Annotated in this window: 15 protein-coding genes; 3 read left to right on the forward strand and 12 right to left on the reverse strand. The window is 66.2% G+C overall.

All coding sequences use genetic code 11. The features are described 5' to 3' along the window. Window positions 1-204: 204 nt before the first annotated feature. From AC07U1_RS05230 to AC07U1_RS05280, 11 genes are all read right to left on the reverse strand, one after another. Window positions 205-1,089, reverse strand: coding sequence for a DUF3800 domain-containing protein (locus AC07U1_RS05230; RefSeq protein WP_495177239.1), 885 nt, complete (start codon window positions 1,087-1,089; stop codon window positions 205-207). A 277-nt stretch (window positions 1,090-1,366) separates the two neighbouring features. Beyond that, window positions 1,367-3,763 (reverse strand): phenylalanine--tRNA ligase subunit beta, encoded by a 2,397-nt coding sequence (pheT, locus tag AC07U1_RS05235; protein WP_495177238.1) that lies wholly within the window; start codon window positions 3,761-3,763, stop codon window positions 1,367-1,369. Further along, entirely contained in the window at window positions 3,760-4,857 is a 1,098-nt protein-coding gene (gene pheS, locus AC07U1_RS05240; RefSeq protein WP_187141742.1) for a phenylalanine--tRNA ligase subunit alpha, read from the reverse strand. The genes pheT and pheS overlap by 4 nt, the downstream gene beginning before the upstream one ends. A 98-nt stretch (window positions 4,858-4,955) precedes the next feature. After that, entirely contained in the window at window positions 4,956-5,858 is a 903-nt protein-coding gene (locus tag AC07U1_RS05245; protein ID WP_495177237.1) for a helix-turn-helix domain-containing protein, read from the reverse strand. Between the two features lie 327 nt (window positions 5,859-6,185). After that, window positions 6,186-6,551: a 50S ribosomal protein L20 gene (gene rplT, locus AC07U1_RS05250; RefSeq protein WP_056341641.1), complete on the reverse strand. Its 366-nt coding sequence runs from the start codon at window positions 6,549-6,551 to the stop codon at window positions 6,186-6,188. A gap of 13 nt (window positions 6,552-6,564) precedes the next feature. Beyond that, window positions 6,565-6,768, reverse strand: a complete 204-nt coding sequence (gene rpmI / locus AC07U1_RS05255; protein WP_056341643.1) for a 50S ribosomal protein L35 — start codon at window positions 6,766-6,768, stop codon at window positions 6,565-6,567. A gap of 172 nt (window positions 6,769-6,940) precedes the next feature. Then, complete coding sequence (locus AC07U1_RS05260) at window positions 6,941-7,516, reverse strand: outer membrane beta-barrel protein (protein WP_235535536.1); 576 nt, start codon at window positions 7,514-7,516, stop codon at window positions 6,941-6,943. A 134-nt stretch (window positions 7,517-7,650) separates the two neighbouring features. Next, the gene (gene hisN, locus AC07U1_RS05265) at window positions 7,651-8,430 is read right to left on the reverse strand and encodes a histidinol-phosphatase (protein ID WP_495177236.1); all 780 of its coding nucleotides are present in this window, start codon (window positions 8,428-8,430) and stop codon (window positions 7,651-7,653) included. A 55-nt stretch (window positions 8,431-8,485) separates the two neighbouring features. After that, window positions 8,486-10,030, reverse strand: coding sequence for a phospholipase D family protein (locus AC07U1_RS05270; RefSeq protein ID WP_495177235.1), 1,545 nt, complete (start codon window positions 10,028-10,030; stop codon window positions 8,486-8,488). A 130-nt stretch (window positions 10,031-10,160) separates the two neighbouring features. Continuing rightward, entirely contained in the window at window positions 10,161-11,096 is a 936-nt protein-coding gene (locus AC07U1_RS05275) for a ribose-phosphate pyrophosphokinase (RefSeq protein WP_056341658.1), read from the reverse strand. Between the two features lie 69 nt (window positions 11,097-11,165). Then, a complete protein-coding gene (locus AC07U1_RS05280; protein WP_495197659.1) occupies window positions 11,166-11,951 on the reverse strand; it encodes a LytTR family DNA-binding domain-containing protein in 786 nt (261 codons plus the stop codon). A gap of 150 nt (window positions 11,952-12,101) precedes the next feature. Between AC07U1_RS05280 and AC07U1_RS05285 the strand changes: the two genes are divergently transcribed. Together AC07U1_RS05285 and AC07U1_RS05290 are read left to right on the forward strand one after the other, a co-directional pair. Further along, complete coding sequence (locus AC07U1_RS05285; protein ID WP_492735165.1) at window positions 12,102-12,602, forward strand: DUF2306 domain-containing protein; 501 nt, start codon at window positions 12,102-12,104, stop codon at window positions 12,600-12,602. Window positions 12,603-12,633: 31 nt separating this feature from the next. Beyond that, complete coding sequence (locus tag AC07U1_RS05290; RefSeq protein WP_495177233.1) at window positions 12,634-14,292, forward strand: NAD+ synthase; 1,659 nt, start codon at window positions 12,634-12,636, stop codon at window positions 14,290-14,292. Here AC07U1_RS05290 and AC07U1_RS05295 read toward each other — a convergent pair. Continuing rightward, on the reverse strand, window positions 14,289-15,452 hold the full coding sequence (locus AC07U1_RS05295; RefSeq protein ID WP_495197660.1) for a GGDEF domain-containing protein: 1,164 nt from the start codon (window positions 15,450-15,452) through the stop codon (window positions 14,289-14,291). The genes AC07U1_RS05290 and AC07U1_RS05295 overlap by 4 nt on opposite strands. A gap of 150 nt (window positions 15,453-15,602) precedes the next feature. Here AC07U1_RS05295 and AC07U1_RS05300 point away from each other — a divergent pair, with 150 nt between their 5' ends. Beyond that, window positions 15,603-16,913, forward strand: coding sequence for a glutamate--tRNA ligase (locus AC07U1_RS05300; protein WP_495177231.1), 1,311 nt, complete (start codon window positions 15,603-15,605; stop codon window positions 16,911-16,913). Window positions 16,914-16,953 lie beyond the last annotated feature (40 nt).

Genomic DNA, 16,953 nt, shown 5'->3' on the forward strand with positions numbered 1-16,953 from the left:
GTGAAGTCGACCGAGAAATGTCTGCTTCGAGGGGGTGGTAAGCTTGAGCGAGGCGGCGGCGGGCAGGGTGGCGGAGGCCACATCCCTCTCTCCGATGAGAACAAAGGGCGAACATAATTGTATGTTGGCACAATGTTCCGGTTGTCAAAGGGGCATTTATACCCATATAGGGTAAGCAAGTGGACTGGGGGTTCCCGGTCGGCGTTATAGCCTCGGTGAGTTTCGCCGGGGCTTTTCGCTTTCTGATGGTGGAAAAAGCTTCAAACCCCAATCTTCGTACGCTGTTCCGACGTGTTTCCGGCCGCCCGCGCAGAAAAATTTCCGTTTCAGTACGTTAAAGGCGCGGTTCTCCTGCAGGGGCCTCAATATGCTCACGCCGATTGGCCGGGCGACGAGATCGGCTAATTGGAGGCCCGACGAATTGGCCCTTTTGTCAGCGAATATAATCTCGAAGGGAAGCTGTTGTCCCATTTTGTTCGCGCCGTCGCAGACCCGCCGAAACTCCAGTTCGAGATCTTTGTCTTCCTTCTTGCCGCGGCATTCGAAAACGACATGCGTCTTCTTCGCGTCTTGGTTCTTCTCGACGAGCAGTTCGTGCAGCGTCTCTAGGCAGAATCCCATGGCGAGATGATAAGGATTGTTATGCTCGGCGCCGCGACCGCCAAGTCTCTGTTTGTCGATCACGCAGCTGATCAGGATGAAATTGCTATTCTCGATGATGTCGCTGAGTCCATCGATGAAGGCTAGTTTCTCCGCTTGGTTAGCGAATCTGAAGGGCCCCGTTTCCTTGCGGATTTCTCGCTCGTGCAGAATGACAATATCGTGGCCAAAATGGTTAAACTTGAACTTCTCGAGGGCCGGGACGACCTTTTCGCTATAGTGTTTCTTGTAGAAGACACAGAATGCTAGAACGAATAGCGGATAGTTCGGATCAACATTCTGCATCCCATGGTCGCCGCTCTCGTCGACATAGACAATGAAATTGCTGTGCCGGCCGGTCGGCGTGGTCGCACTTTTGCGATCCTCCACGGCTGGATCGAGGTCGAGCTCGAAAAGCGAGAATTGCTGTTCCCTATCGTTCGGCATCATGCACGAGTTACAGCCTGATGCGCGAAATCCAAGCGATTTGACCTAATATCTAGTTCATTGCATGAACCGACGCGCACAATCGATATATTTCCTTCCCTAAAGTCTTCGTTTCCGCTTCTGCGCGTTGTCTTGGCAACAAGGCTTCTCAGGCCGGAACTTGCGCCAATGCTAGGGTCGGAAAAGGTTGTTGGGATGGTGCATGTCTGTTGCGTCCCGATCCTAAATGCGTTTGCGACCGGCCAATCACCGAACGATGGTGTCGCCGCACTTCAAGATATTACCCCCGCAACACCGCCCCGACCTTCGCCGCCACCGCCACCACCTTATCCGCAATCGCCTTCAGCTCGGCTTCGGCAAAGCTCTTCTCGGCCGGTTGCAGCACGACTTCGACCGCCAGGCTGACCTGCCCTTCGGGCACGCCCTGCCCGGCGAACCGGTCGAACAGGCGCGCGTCGACGATGACCGCCTTGTCGGCGCCCTTCACCGCGCGGACAAGATCGGCGGCCGCGAGGCTGTCGGGCGCGAGGAAGGCGAAGTCGCGGCGCACCGGCTGCAGCGCGGGCGGGGTGAAGGCGCTGCGCGCCGGGCCGCTCGCACGCTTGGCGGGGATCGCGTCGAGGAAGATCTGCACCGCCATCACCGCGCCGTCGACGTCATAATGCCGTGCGAGCGAAGGATGCAGCGCGCCGAATTCGGCGAGCACCGCCTTGGGGCCGAGGCGCAAGGTCGCGGCCTGCCCCGGGTGCCAGATGCCGGCCTCGGCGACGGGCTCCATCACCTGCAACCGGTCGGTCGGCGCGCCGGCGGCGTCGAGCAACGCCAGCGCCGCGGCCTTGGCGTCATAGGCGTCGAAGGGCTGCGCCTTGCCCGCCTGCCAACCGCGCTCGCTGCGGTTACCCGCCATCACGATGCACAGGGTCGGATGCTCGGCATCGGTCAGGTAACGGCGCCCGATCTCGAACAACCGGATGCTGTCGGCGCCGCGATTCTGGTTGCGCGCCGCCGCGGCGAGCAGCCCGGGCAGCAGCGACGGACGCATGACCTTGAGCTCCTCGCTGATCGGATTGGCGAGGCTCCACGCGCCGCCGCCGAAGGGCGCAGCCTCGCGGTCGGACACGAAGCTCCACGTTACCGCCTCGTGATAGCCGCCCGCGGCCGCAGCGCGGCGCAGCCGGCGTTCGAGCAATTGCTCGGCGGTGGCGGTCGGCTTGGCGACGCCATCGACACGCGGCAGCGCGACCGATTCGACCGCGTCGAAGCCGGTGATGCGCGTGACCTCTTCGACGATGTCGGGCGCGGCGTCGACGTCGCGGCGCCAGCTCGGCACCGCGATGCGCCAGGGGCTGCCTTCGGTCACGCCGAAGCCCAGCGATTCGAGGATCGCGCGCTGTATCGCGGGTTCGATCGCGATGCCGCCGAGCGTCGCCGACAGCGCGGGGTCGTAATCGACCGTCTTCGCCGCGGCGGGCGGGGTGCCCGCGCGCGTCACTTCGGACGGGGTGCCCCCGCAGATCGCGAGGATATGGCCGGTGACGATCGCGGTCGCATCGTCGAGGAAGGCGGGGTCGACCCCGCGCTCGAACCGGCTGCGCGCGTCGCTGGTCAGCCCGAGCGCCTGCCCGGTCAGCGCGATGCGCTCGGGGGTGAAATAGGCGATTTCCAGCAGCACGTCGGTCGTCGTCTCGCTGCACCCGCTATGCTCGCCGCCCATGATGCCCGCGATGTCGTGGACGCCTTTATCGTCGGCGATCACCGTCATCGTGTCGGTCAGGACATAATCCTTGCCATTCAAGGCGGTGACGGTCTCGCCCGGCTTCGCGCGGCGCGCGGCCAGCCCGCCGCTGAGCTGCGCGCGGTCATAGACATGGCTCGGGCGGCCGAGATCGAGCATAACATAGTTGGTGATGTCGACGAGCGCCGAGATCGAGCGCTGGCCGACCGCTTCCAAGCGACGGCGCATCCATTCGGGGGTGGCGACCCGGTTGTCGACGCCGGCGATGGTGCGGCCATAGAAAGCGGGACAGCCTTCTTCGTCATTCGTCGCGATCAGCGTCGCGATGGCGCCTGCCCCCGCAATCACGGGAACCTCGAGCGGCTTCAGCGTGCCGAGCCCGGCGGCGGCGAGGTCGCGCGCGATGCCGCGCACGCCCATGCAATCCTGCCGGTTGGGGGTGATCGAAATGTCGATCACCGGCTCGCCCGCGCCGCTGTAATCGGCGAAGGCGGTGCCGATGGGGGCATCGGCGGGCAATTCGATGATCCCGTCATGATCGTCGCCGAGTTCGAGTTCGCGCGTCGAGCACATCATGCCGTTCGATTCGACCCCGCGGACGGCGGCGACCTTCAATTCCATGCCGTTCGCGGGCACCACCGCGCCGGGCAGGCCGAGCACGCCGACCAGCCCGGCGCGCGCATTGGGGGCGCCGCACACGACGGTCAGCGGCGCGCCGCCGTTGATGTCGGGGCCGGCCTCGACGGTCAGCACCTGCAACTTGTCGGCCTGCGGATGTTTTTCGGCCGTGAGCACGCGCGCGACGCGGAAACCGGTGAGCTTCTCGGCCGGATTCTCGATGCCTTCGACCTCATGGCCGATGCGGTTGAGCGCTGCGACGACATCGGCGACGGTGAAGTCACCTTCCAGATGCTCGCGGAGCCAGTCGAGAGTGATCTTCATGCCGAAATCCCCCCGCTGAGCGTCGGGACCGACAGTGCGCCGAACCCGTAGTGCGACAGCCAGCGGAGGTCGCCGTCGAAGAAGGCGCGCAGGTCGTCCATGCCATATTTGAGCATCGCGAGCCGGTCGACCCCGACCCCGAAGGCGAAGCCCTGCCACACGTCGGGATCGAGCCCGCAGTTCGCGATCACGCGGCGGTTGACCATGCCGCTGCCGAGCAGCTCCATCCACGCATGGCCTTCGTCGTCGCCGTTGCCGCCGACGATCCGGCGGCCCTTTTCCTGTTTATAGCCGACATCGACCTCGGCCGAGGGTTCGGTGAAGGGGAAGTAGCTCGGGCGCAGTCGCAGCACGATGTCGTCGCGCTCGAAATAGGCCTTGAGGAAGGTCTCGAGCGTCCATTTGAGGTGCCCCATATGGATACCGCGGTCGATGACGAGACCTTCGACCTGGTGGAACATCGGGGTGTGCGTCGCGTCGCTGTCGCTGCGATAGACACGCCCGGGGGCTATAATCCTGATCGGCGGTTCTTTTTCCATCATCGTGCGGATCTGCACCGGCGACGTATGCGTCCGCAGCAACATCCGCTGCGCGGAACCTTCGCCAACTTCGGGAAAATAGAAGGTATCGTGCATCGCCCGCGCCGGATGCGTCTCGGGAATGTTGAGCGCGGTGAAATTGTGCCAGTCGTCCTCGATCTCGGGACCCGTCGCGACCGCGAAGCCCATGTCGGCGAAGATTTCGGCAAGTTCGTCCATCACCTGACTGACCGGATGCACGCTGCCGCGCGCGGCGGCGCCGGCGGGGAGCGTCATGTCGAGGCGTTCGTTCGCGAGCTTCGCCTCGAGCGCCGCACCTTCGAGCGCGTCCTTGCGGTCGGCGAGCGCCGCGGTCACCGCCTCGCGCAGCGTGTGGATCTGCGGGCCGACCGTCTGGCGCTCCTCGGGGGTCATGCCGCCGAGCGTCTTGAGCAGGCCGGTGACGCTGCCCGCCTTGCCGAGCGCGGCGACGCGCAGCGCCTCGAGCGCGCCCACATCGGTCGCGGCCTCGATCGCGCCGGTCAGCTCGGCCTGCATAGCCTGGTAATCGCTCATGGTCGTTTGTCCTGCGGCGGCGGAAATGCCGCGCTTTACTGCGGCGCCGCTTGCACCGAACGGGCGGCGCGGGTCAACCCCCGAGGGCCCGGATCGCGCTAGTTTCCGGGCCTGTGCAGCCCCTGTACGGCGGCTCCGATCGCGGCGGCGCGCGCGCGGGCGGCGGCACCGAGGATCGGCTTGGGGCGCGCGGCATAGGCGCGCGGACTCATCCCCATGAAGCGTTGGAAATCGCGCGTGAACTGCGCCTGGTCGTAATAATGATAATCGAGCGTATCGATCCACGCCATCGACGGGTCGAGCATGAAGCGCGCGAGGCTGCGCAGGAAGCGCTGGCGGCGTAGCAGCAATTTGGGCGGGAAACCGAAAGCGCGGCGGCTCAGCCGCTCGACCGAGCGTTCGGACAAGCCGAGCTTGTCGGCCAGTTCGGCGACGCTGCCGAGATCGTCGTCGATCAGCGCGCCGTGCGCGGCAAGGATCGCCGGGTCGTCGCGCGGCGCACCGTCCAGAAGGCCGGTGAAATGATCGTCGATCGCCTGCGCCGCGGCTTCGACGTCGTTGGCCTGCCGCAATTTTCCGGCCAGCGGGGCGAGCGCGGCAAAGGCGGGGTGCGCAGCACCATCGACGAAGCGGTCGGCCATCTCCTCGGCCGGAACCGCAAAGAATTTCGCCCAGCCCGCCGGCAGGATGCCGATCCCCCAGGTGCGCATGCTGCCGACCGAGAAATAGGTCGCCTTGCTGGTCGGACCGGTGACGTTGAAATTCGGCGCAGGCACCACCGGATCGTTCCCGATCGCGCTCAACGTCGTGTCGCCCTCTATGAAGCGCATGTTCGCCCATTCGGGGTGCAGATAATCCTCGATGCGCACACCCGCCGGCGCTTCGACCTCGGTCAGATAGATGATGCTCGAATAGGGCCGAAGCGCCGCGGACACGGGAAAAAAGCGCGTCGCCACGCGCACGTCGGTGCCTTGCCCCGAATGACTGGTCTCATCCGTCATGACGCCGCACCCTTCGCACCTATGCGAAAAAAAACAACAGGCTAAGCGATTCCTTTGTCGGGTTTTTACAATTCTTCCGCGGCGCGCGACCGCATATGTCGCGGCAAGGAACATCTTCCACCGGCCGGCGGCTTTCTGCGACCCACGGCTTTTCGGTTCGGAGGGAGGGGGGCGGTGCGTCGTTTACGATCATCGTCGGAACGGCGCGAGGGGCAACCTTCGCGCCGTTTCTGTTTGTGGCGGCCCGCCGGCAAATGGTGCGGGCACGAAAAAGGGCGGCCCCTCGCGGGACCGCCCTTATGTCTTTGTCGCGATGATGCCCGGGGCTCAGGCCGCCTTGGGCAGTGCCGCCTTCGCCTGCGCGATGATCGCGGCGAACACGCCGCCTTCGTTCATCGCCAGGTCGGCCATGACCTTGCGGTCGAGGTCGACACCCGCCAGCTTCACGCCGTGCATGAACTGCGAATAGGTCAGGCCTTCGGCGCGAACCGCGGCGTTGATACGCTGGATCCACAGGGCGCGGAAGTTCCGCTTTTTGACCTTACGGTCGCGATAAGCGTATTGGCCGGCCTTTTCGACCGCCTGCTTGGCAACGCGAATGGTGTTCTTGCGACGACCGTAATAGCCCTTCGCCTGTTCCAATACGCGTTTGTGCTTGGCGCGCGTGGTGACGCCGCGTTTGATGCGTGACATGGCTTAGCGCTCCTTACTTCAGGCCGTAGGGCGCCCAGAGGCGCACATGGGCCACATCCGAATCGCTCAGCACGCTGGTGCCGCGGTTGGTGCGGATATATTTGGCATTGTGGTTGATCAGGCGGTGACGCTTGCCGGCGACGCCGTGCTTCACCTTGCCCGAGGCGGTGAATTTGAAGCGCTTCTTCACACCGCTCTTGGTCTTCAGCTTGGGCATTTTGGTCTCCTTTGGAAGTCCGTTTGCGTAGCGGCATGGCAGCCCTTTCAGCCAGCCGTTACAATCGGAAGCGGCGCGCCTAGAAGGATTCGCCCGGAAATGCAAGCCTTGCGGTCCATTCCCATGAAAGAACGGGCCGCCGTTTCCGGCGCCCCGTTCCGTCCCGCCATGCTCAGAAGCGGACGCCGAGCGCGACGCCGGCGTGGCGACGCTGGAAATTGATGCCGCCGATGCGGCCATTGTCGCCATAGCCGAATTCGACGCGGCCATAGAATTGCTCGCCGAAACCATGTTCATAGCCGACCGCGCCCTGAAAGCCCGATCCGCTCTCGGTGGCGCGCAGCGCGCCGCTCTGCGCTTCGACGCGCAGCTTGGCATAGCCGACCTTGCCATAGATCTGGCCCTTCGACCCGATCGCATAGCCGAGGTGCAAGCCGGCGCCGAGATTGTCCTTGACCTTCAGCGTGTCGATGCCGTCGCTGGCCTCGACCGACGATTTTTCGAAGGTGACATAGGGGCCAACCACGAACGACGAGCCGACGGCGACGTCGAAGCCCGCTTCGCCGCCCCACGCGACCGCGCTGCCGACCTTGTAGACATCGTTGTTCTGGGCGATGCTACTGACCGTCGGCGTTTCATAGACGGCGCGCGCTTCGATACGGAAACCCGCCTTGGCATTGCCTGCATCGTCTTCCTGCGCGAACGCGGGCGAAGCAAAGCCGGCCGCGAGGATCGCAGCCACAATCATATTTTTCACGAAATACCCCCTGTTTAGAAGACGCTGGGTTCAGCGTCGCGGGGGCGATTAGCCGTTTGGGCGACAGAGTAAAGCGACATTGCGTTCGCAATGCCAACGGCCTTCGAAGGCGATGGCCGCTCGCCTCAATGGTGGCAGGCGAGTCCCTCGACGACATCCTCGAGTCGCGCCGGATCGCCAAGCGCGATGACACGGCCCTCGCTCTCGCTGTGGAGCGGGTCTCCGTTCCAGTCACACATCGTTCCACCCGCGCCCTCGACGACGGGGACCAGCGCGGCAAAGTCGTGAAGCTTCAACCCGGCCTCGACCACCAGATCGATATGGCCGCTGCTCAGCAGCCCGTAATTGTAGCAGTCGCCGCCAAAGACCATGCGCTTGTGCGCGGTCTGCGCCGCCAGCGCCATGAAATGCTCGCCGTCATGGTCGCTGAAATATTGCGGGCCCGTCGTCGCGAGCACCGCATCGGACAGGTTGCGGCAGTTGCGCGTGCGCGCTGGTTTGCCGTTGAACAGGGTCGGCTGTCCCATTGCCCCCACCCAGCGTTCGCCCGCGACCGGCTGGTCGATGATGCCCAGCACGGGCCATCCGTCTTGCAGCAGCGCGATCAGCGTGCCGAAGATCGGCCGGCCGGCCATGAAGCTGACGGTGCCGTCGATCGGGTCGAGCACCCACTGGCGCGATGCGCCGGGACGCTCGGCGCCATATTCCTCGCCGATGATGCCATCGCGCGGCGCTTCGGCGTCGAGCAGACGGCGCATTGCGGCCTCGGCCGTGCGGTCGGCCTCGGTGACGGGCGATGCGTCGGCCTTGGCCTCATGCTGATAGGCGGAACGGAACAGCGGGCGGATCGCGGCGCCGGCAGCGTCGGCGAGGCGGTTGGCGAGGGCGATGTCTTCGGCGCGCATGGGGGCTCCAATGGAGTGGCAATCAACGGCCAATGCCATGCCTGCCGGTGCGAGGCTAGAGCAGCCAGTCGATCGGCAGGTGCGACAGCAGCCACACGCCGGTGCGGTTCCACGCCGTGGTTCCCGGTTCGGTGACCAGGATGCTTTGCCGCCCGTCGGTGGATTTGCCCCATTGCAGTGAGCCTTCCGGCGACAGCGTCACGGCGTAGCTGTGATCGGGCAGGCGTGCGCGCAGCCCGTCGGCGACCAGCCCGGACAGATAGGGGCTGTCGATCAGGAAGCCCATTTCGCAATTGAGTTCGGCCGACCGCGGATCGAAATTGAACGAACCGACGAACAGCAGCCGGCGATCGACGACGAAGGTCTTGGCGTGCAGGCTTTCGCCGCCGCCGCTAAAGCGGGTCGCGCTGTGGGGGCTTTCTTCGGCATGTCCTTTGGGACCGGGCCGGACCTCGAACAACCGAACACCGGCTTCGAGCAGGGGCGTGCGCTTCTTGACATAGCCGGCGTGGACCAGCGGGACGTCGGTAACCGCGAAGCTGTTGGTCACGACGTGCGTATCGACCTTGCGCTGCGCGAGGCCGGTGAGCAGGTCGGTCCCGGACCCGGCGGGCACGAAATAGCCCGAAATCAGGTCGAAGCTGCCCTTCGCGCCGGCGATCACCGGTTTCAACCGGTTGATCAGCAGCGATTCGGGCGGTTCGGCCCCGAGCGCCTTTGCCGGGTCGTCGCTGAACAACCGGACGTCGGTCCATTGCCAGTTCAGCGTCTGGCTCATCGCATCCCGAATGAAGGCGGTCGCCGCGATGGCCGCGCGATATTGCCGTCCGCGTTCGCTGTCCGATTCGGGTGGGTCGCGCAGCGCCGGCATCGGCTCGCCGCCATCGGCGGCGATCAGCAATTCGGCCGGATAGGCCGACCGGCTGTTCCAATAGCGGTCGAATTGCGCCGACACCTCGGGCAGCACCGCGCCGATCGCCAGCGCGTCCATGTCGATGAACAAGCCGTCCTGTTCGGCGCCGAAATATTCGTCGCCGACATTGCGCCCGCCGACGATCGTTACCGCGCCGTCGATGGTCAGCGACTTGTTGTGCATCCGCCGGTTGAGGCGTGGAAAAGCGAAGAGGTAATTGGCCGCGCGGACCGACCGCAGGGTCAGCGGGTTGAACAATCGCACCTCGATGTGCGGATGGGCGTTCGCGCCGGCCAGCATCGGGTCGAGTCCAGCCGTGGTGTTATCATCGATCAGCAGGCGGACGTCGACGCCGCGATCGGCTGCCCTGACCAGTTCGGCGAGTAGAATCCGCCCCGACAGGTCGTTGTTCCAAATATAATATTGCAGGTCGACCGACCGTTCGGCGGCGCGGATCATCTCGACCCGCGCGGCAAAGGCGTCGAGCGCATCGGGGAGCAGATAGATGCCGCTTTGTCCCGGGTGCCGCGCCGACACCGGGGCGATCGCCGCCGCAACGGCCGCGGTCGGATCGGAGACCGCCTGGCTGCTCCGCCGGCCATCGAGCGAGGGCAGCGGGAATGCCGCCCACAGCGCCAGTGCCAGCAACGCAAAGCTTCCGGTCGCGAAAACCAGCGACGTCAACATGCGTCGCAAGAGCCTTTTCCGGCGCGATGACCGCTGTTCAGGAATTTTGTCATCGCCGTGCCCCATATCGTGCCTTCCTCGCGCCAAGTCTGGGCGCAAAGCGGGGGCAAGGCAATCCGGCGATCGCGCCTCAGTCGAACAGGCTGCTGACCGAGCTTTCGTCGGCGATGCGCTTGATCGCCTCGCCCAGCAACGGCGCGACGGTCAGCGCGCGGACCTTGCCGCTGTCGTTGACCGCGTCGGTCGGCTGGATCGAATCGGTGATCACCAGCTCGGTGAGCTCGCTCGCATCGACGCGCGCGACCGCACCGCCCGACAGCACACCGTGGGTGCAATAGGCGACGACACCCTCGGCGCCCGCCGCCTTCAGCGCCGCGGCGGCGTTGCACAAGGTGCCCGCCGAATCGACGATATCGTCGATCAGGATGCAGAAACGCCCCTTCACGTCGCCGATGATGTTCATGACTTCCGATTCGCCGGCGCGCTCGCGGCGCTTGTCGACGATCGCCAGCGGCGCGTTGTCGAGCCGTTTGGCGAGCGCGCGGGCGCGCACCACGCCGCCAACGTCGGGCGACACGACCATCAGATTCTTGCCCGCAAAGCGCGCCTGGATGTCGGCGCTCATCACCGGTGCGGCGTAGAGATTGTCGGTCGGGATGTCGAAAAAGCCTTGGATCTGCCCCGCGTGCAGGTCGATCGCGAGCACGCGGTCAGCGCCCGAGGTGGTGATCAGATTGGCGACGAGCTTGGCCGAGATCGGGGTGCGCGGGCCGGGTTTGCGATCCTGGCGGGCATAGCCGAAATAGGGAACGACCGCGGTGATGCGCTTCGCCGAGGCGCGGCGCAGCGCGTCGTTGATGATCAACAGTTCCATCAGATTGTCGTTCGCGGGGTAATTGGTCGGCTGGACGACAAAGACATCCTGGCCGCGGACATTTTCGTGGATTTCGACGAACACTTCCTCGTCGGCGAAGCGCCGGACGCTGGTGTCGGTCAGCGGCAGTTCCAGATAGTCGGCGATGGCGCGCGCCAGCGGCAGGTTGCTGTTGCCGGAGATCAGTTTCATGGGGTGCGACGCCCTTTCGCGCGGGAATGATGCGCGGCCCTTAGCCAGCCGGGGCGCGAAGGGGAAGACCTAAAGCCACCCCGCCGCGCGCAACGCGGGCATCATATCGCGCGCGACCGGTGCTTCGTGGCCGCCTTTCAGGACGATCACCGCGGTGCGGCCTTCGCGGCGCACGCTTTCGACCGCGGCCCTGGCGACCCACCAGCTGCGGTGAATACGCAGGCCGTCGGCGTCGCCGAGCCGGTCGATCGCGTCGCGCATCCGCATCAGCACCATCTCCTCGCGGCCTTCGCCGATGATGCGAACATAGTGATCCTCGCCCTTCAGCGCGCGCACCGGGCCGAAACCGGGTGGCAGCAGCAAGGTGGCGGCGGCTGGTTCGGGTGGCGACGGCGCGGGCCCGGGAACAGGGGCCGCGGCCAACGGCGGCCCCGCCAACGCAGGGGACGCCTCGGATGCTGCCGCATTGCGTCGGAAGACCGCGCCCATCGCGATCGAGACGACCGCCGAGACGACCCATATATAGAGGTACATCGTCCAGAAGCCCGGCCAGCGCAGCGCCGCGGCGAAATCCATGCGCATCGCCATCATCGTGATGATCAGCGTCAGCGGCACGCTCGCGACGACGAGCGCGAGCAAAGTGCCGGCAAAGCGCGGCATCCCGGTGGCTTCGCACAGCCAGCTGGCGACCACGCCGGTCGGGCGAAACAGCGCATAGCCGGCGAGCAACCAGATCACCCAGCTCAGCATCCGCTGCGCCGGCGGCGCGCCGAATGTGCCGAAGGGGCCGAGCAGCCCGATCAGCAGCCCGAGCGCCACCATCACCAGCAATTCGATCGTCAGCCTTTTCGCCATGTCGCGTCTTGTGTCTGCCATTTCACGAAGCGTCAATCGGCGAAGCAGCCTGTTTTGCGAAGAAATCCGCCGTTTTTGCGAAGCCCGGCTTGCCCGCGAACCGCGCCGTGGCAGGGACAGGGCATCGTATCGACCAACGGGGATTTCATCATGACCGCTCTCGCCGCCAAGCCCGCCCGCGCCGCCAACCTGCGCCGCATCGTTGTCACCGCGTTCATCGTGCTGGGGGCGATCGTCGCGGCGGTGCTCGTCCGCTCCTTCACCGGGACATCGGACTATCGCACCCCGGCCTGGGCCGTCCAGCTCCACCTCGCGACGGTCATTCCGGCGCTGCCGCTCGGCGCCTGGCTGCTGTGGCGTCCGGCCAAGGGCGACGCGACGCACCGCATCGGCGGGCGCGTCTGGGCGCTGCTGATGATCGCCACCGCGATCGACAGCTTCTGGATCCGTACGATCACCGGCGGCATCGGCCCGATCCACCTCTTTTCGGTGCTGACGCTGGTGCAGCTACCGCGTGCGATCTGGTTCGCGCAGAGCGGCCAGATCGATCGCCACCTCAAGACGATGCGCGGCGTCTATTTCGGGCTGCTCGCTGCCGGCTTCTTCGCCATGGCGCCGGGCCGGACATTGTGGATGCTCGTCTTCGGTTGAAATCGGAACGGTTCGGCCTAAACCGCAGGGCATGACCCAGCAGCTCTCGATCGTCCTTTCCCAGATGACGCAGGTCGTCGGTGACCTTGCCGCCAACGCCGACGCGATGCGTGCCGTTCGCGCGCGGCACCCGCAGGCCGACCTGCTCCTCTATCCCGAGCTGCAGCTGATCGGCTATCCGCCCGAGGATCTGGTGCTCAAGCCCGCACTCGCCGAGCGGGCGGCAAAAATCCTCGCCGAACTGGCCGCCGAGACCGCCGACGGTGGCCCCGCGATGCTCGTCGGCTCGGTCGAAAGAGACGGCGATGCGCTCTACAATATTGTCGCTTTGCTCGACGGTGGCCGCGTCGTCGCGACGCGGCGCAAGCATGAACTGCCCAATTACGGCACTTTCGACGAAAAGCGCGTCTTCGCGCCCGGCCCGCTGCCCGATGTGGTCGAGTGGCGCGGGATCAAGCTCGGCCTGCCGATCTGCGAGGACGGTTGGCTGCCCAAGGTGTCGGCGCATCTCGCCGCGCAGGGCGCCGAGTTGCTGATCTCGGTCAACGGAAGCCCCTATGAAATCGATAAGGACGACCGCCGGCTGACCCAGGTTTTCGCAGGCCGCGTCGCCGAGACCGGCCTGCCGCTGATCTTCCTCAACCGCATCGGCGGGCAGGACGAGCTTGTCTTCGACGGCTGCTCCTTCGTGTTGAATGCCGATGGCGCGACCGCGCACCGGCTGACCGACTGGGAGGAAGAAGAGCGCGTTACGCACTGGATCAAGGGCGCGGACGGCTGGGCGTGCGACAGCGGCACGATCGCCGAGTGGGAGGCGCATCCCGCCGACATCTACAGCGCGATGATCCTGTCCCTGCGCGACTATGTCGAGCGCAACCGCTTCCCTGGCGTCGTGCTCGGCCTGTCGGGCGGGATCGATTCGGCGATCTGCGCCGCGATCGCCGCCGACGCGCTCGGTCCCGACAAAGTGTGGTGCGTGATGCTGCCGAGCCGCTTCACCAGCCAGGAAAGCCTCGACGATGCCGCTGGCTGCGCGGCGATGATCGGCTGCCGTCTCGACACCATATCGATCGCCCCGGCGGTCGATGCCTTCGACACGATGCTGTCGGACAGTTTCGCCGACGCGGCTGTCGACACCACCGAGGAAAATGTCCAGTCGCGCATTCGCGGCGTTACGCTGATGGCGCTCAGCAACAAATTTGGTCCGATGCTGCTGACCACGGGCAACAAGAGCGAGATGAGCGTCGGTTATGCGACCATCTATGGTGACATGGCGGGCGGGTATAATCCGCTCAAGGACGCGTATAAGATGACGGTCTTCGCGGCGGCGAAATGGCGCAACGCGAATGTCCCGCGCCTGTCGCGCAACCCGGTGACCCCGGTGATGCCCGAGACCATCATCACCAAGCCGCCGAGCGCCGAACTGCGCCCCGACCAGAAGGACGAGGACAGCCTGCCCGCCTATCCCGATCTCGACCGGATGCTGCACATGCTGGTCGAGGAGGAAAAGAGCGTCGACGATGTCGTCGCGAAATATGGCTTCGACCGCGATGCGGTGGTCCGGATCGAGCGGCTGCTGTCGATCGCCGAATATAAGCGCCGCCAGGCGCCGCCGGGGGTCAAATTGTCGACGCGCAATTTCGGGCGCGATCGCCGCTATCCGATAACCCACGGTTTCCGCACGGCTTAGCGGCGTGCTTTTCGCGATCGTCGTGGCCGGGTCGCCGCAGCGAGCGGCGCCAGCGGGCTGACCGTCGCGGTCGGCGCGGTGTCGCGCTGCGGCTTGGCGGCATAGAGCGCTTCGTCAGCGCTGCGCATCAGATCGAGCAGCGAGGCGCCGTCGTCGGGCGCACGCGCCAGTCCCGCGCTGGCACCGATGCGAATCGGCTGGCCGTCGATCGGGAAGGGCGCGGCAAGCGCCGCAAGCAGCGCGCTTGCCCGCACATCGAGCGCTTCGGCATCGCAACCGGGAAGCCATATCGCGAATTCGTCGCCGCCAACGCGCGCGACGGTCGCCGCTTCGCCCGCCTGCGCGCGCAGCCGCCCGCCGATCGCAATCAGCAACAGATCGCCTGCGGCGTGGCCGTGGCGGTCGTTGACCGGCTTGAAGCCGTCGAGATCGATCAGGACCAGCGCCGCCCCGGCACCGCCCGCGGCGAAAAATTCTTCCGCGGCCATGTGGAGCGCGCGGCGGTTGGCGAGCCCGGTCAGCGGGTCGGTCATCGCCTGGCGTTGCAGGCGGCGGCGCAGCATCAGCATCTCGACCTGCTGGCCATGCTGGTCGAGCACCAGCCGGACGAGGAACGCCGCGGCGAGCAGCGTGATCGCGACCGCGATCAGGTCCATCCAGTTGCCCGCGACGATCAGCAGCGCGACCACGGGGCCGATTCCCGCCGCCATCACCGACAATGTCGCGCCGCGCACCGGGGCGAGGCAAAAGGCGGTGGTCAGCGTGCCCATCACCACGAACATCGGATAATAGGAGCGCTGGCCGGGGACCGACAACCACCAGCTTGATGCCGCCCAGACGCTGCACAGCGCGGCGATCGGCATGGCGATCAGGAACATCCGGCCGATCAGACGGTGCGCGGCGGCGGCGCTCATCGGCGCGGTGCGGCGGCGCAGCCAATGGACCAGCCGGATCGCGGCGACGCCGACCGCGGCCAGCGGCATGCCATAGCGGACCAGCCAGGGCGCCTCGTCGCCGGTCGCGAGCGCCGGCGCGTCGCCCGCGGTGGCGATCATCGCGGTGAGGATCACCGCGATCATCACCGAATAGAGGATCGGGACGAGCACCCGAAGCCGCGCGACGCGCGCCAGCGCCAGCTCGTCGGCAATCGCCGCCGGCACGCGCGGCCATAGCCGCACCCGCCATCCTGTGGTTCCGCCCTCCATGACGCCGTTGCTACGCAGAAAGCGGAAAGAAGCGGTTAAGCCTGGACGCGCGGCAGGCGAAGTTGGGGTCGCCATGCGGGGCGCGATGGCGCTATAGGCGCGCGCATGACCGTTATCACCCGCTTTGCCCCCTCGCCGACGGGCCATCTCCATGTCGGCAATGTCCGCACCGCGCTCCACAACTGGATGTGGGCGCGCAAAAATGGCGGGCGCTTCCTGCTGCGCATCGACGACACCGACCGCGAACGGTCGAAGGAAGACTATGTCGCGGGCATTCGCGCCGATCTCGCCTGGCTCGACCTCGATATCGACGGCGAGGAGCGCCAGTCGGCGCGCTTTGACCTGTACGAACGCGAATTCGACCGGCTGAAGGGCGCGGGGCGCGTCTATGCCTGTTACGAGACCCCCGAGGAACTCGACATCCGCCGCAAGGTGCTGCTCTCGCGCGGCCTGCCGCCGGTGTATGAACGCAAGCCCGCCGATGCCCCGGTTCCCGAAGGCGTCGCGCCGCACTGGCGGTTCCGGCTCGACCATGATGCGCCGATCGCATGGACCGACATGGTCCGCGGCGACCAGAGTTTCGACCCGAAATCGATGTCCGACCCGGTTGTGCGCCGTGCCGACGGCAGCTGGCTCTATCTGCTGCCCAGCGTGATCGACGATATCGCGATGGGCATTTCGCACGTCGTGCGCGGCGAGGACCATGTGTCGAACACCGCGGCGCAGATCCAGATGTTCGCGGCGCTCGGCGCGGCTCCGCCCGCGTTCGCGCATGAGGCTTTGCTCGTCGGGACCGAGGGCAAATTGTCGAAGCGGCTGGGCTCGCTCGGGATGGATGGCTTGCGCGAACAGGGGATCGAGCCGATCGCGCTCGTCGCGCTGCTCGCGCGGCTCGGCACCAGCGACCCGGTCGAACCGGTCACCGACGCCGCGCCGCTGGTCGAAACGATCGACTTCGCCCATTTCGGCCGCGCCCCGGCGCGTTTCGACGAGGCCGAGCTGGCGCTGGTCAACCAGAAGATCGTCCACCAGCTGGACCATGAGGCGGTTGCCGACCGCCTGCCCGCGGCGATCGACGCCGCGCGCTGGCACGCGATTCGCCCGAATTTGATGACCGTCGCCGAGGCGGCCGACTGGGTGGCGGTGTTCGACGGACCGCTGGCCCCGCCGTCCGCCGACGACGCCGACCGCGCGGTGCTCGCCGCCGCCGCCGCCGCAGCGCCCGACATCGACTGGGGCGCCGATCCCTGGCATGCGCTCACCAATGCGGTGAAGGCGGCGACCGGGGCGAAGGGCCGCGCGCTGTTCCTGCCGCTGCGCCGCGCGCTCACCGGCCGCGACCATGGCCCCGACATGGGCGAACTGCTGCCGCTGATCGCGAAGGACGAAGCGATCGCGCGGCTCTCCGCCGCCTGAACCCCCCGGTATCCCGCGATAACTCGCTTGCCGACCTCTT

Source organism: Sphingopyxis sp. GW821-FHT02C12 (assembly GCF_059421785.1).

Bases quoted from the DNA above. Each gene is read 5' to 3' on its own strand.
- AC07U1_RS05230 (WP_495177239.1), bottom strand. From the start codon at position 1,089: ATGATGCCGAACGATAGGGAACAGCAATTCTCGCTTTTCGAGCTCGAC.
- pheT (WP_495177238.1), bottom strand. From the start codon at position 3,763: ATGAAGATCACTCTCGACTGGCTCCGCGAGCATCTGGAAGGTGACTTC.
- pheS (WP_187141742.1), bottom strand. From the start codon at position 4,857: ATGAGCGATTACCAGGCTATGCAGGCCGAGCTGACCGGCGCGATCGAG.
- AC07U1_RS05245 (WP_495177237.1), bottom strand. From the start codon at position 5,858: ATGACGGATGAGACCAGTCATTCGGGGCAAGGCACCGACGTGCGCGTG.
- rplT (WP_056341641.1), bottom strand. From the start codon at position 6,551: ATGTCACGCATCAAACGCGGCGTCACCACGCGCGCCAAGCACAAACGC.
- rpmI (WP_056341643.1), bottom strand. From the start codon at position 6,768: ATGCCCAAGCTGAAGACCAAGAGCGGTGTGAAGAAGCGCTTCAAATTC.
- AC07U1_RS05260 (WP_235535536.1), bottom strand. From the start codon at position 7,516: ATGATTGTGGCTGCGATCCTCGCGGCCGGCTTTGCTTCGCCCGCGTTC.
- hisN (WP_495177236.1), bottom strand. From the start codon at position 8,430: ATGCGCGCCGAAGACATCGCCCTCGCCAACCGCCTCGCCGACGCTGCC.
- AC07U1_RS05270 (WP_495177235.1), bottom strand. From the start codon at position 10,030: ATGTTGACGTCGCTGGTTTTCGCGACCGGAAGCTTTGCGTTGCTGGCA.
- AC07U1_RS05275 (WP_056341658.1), bottom strand. From the start codon at position 11,096: ATGAAACTGATCTCCGGCAACAGCAACCTGCCGCTGGCGCGCGCCATC.
- AC07U1_RS05280 (WP_495197659.1), bottom strand. From the start codon at position 11,951: ATGGCGAAAAGGCTGACGATCGAATTGCTGGTGATGGTGGCGCTCGGG.
- AC07U1_RS05285 (WP_492735165.1), top strand. From the start codon at position 12,102: ATGACCGCTCTCGCCGCCAAGCCCGCCCGCGCCGCCAACCTGCGCCGC.
- AC07U1_RS05290 (WP_495177233.1), top strand. From the start codon at position 12,634: ATGACCCAGCAGCTCTCGATCGTCCTTTCCCAGATGACGCAGGTCGTC.
- AC07U1_RS05300 (WP_495177231.1), top strand. From the start codon at position 15,603: ATGACCGTTATCACCCGCTTTGCCCCCTCGCCGACGGGCCATCTCCAT.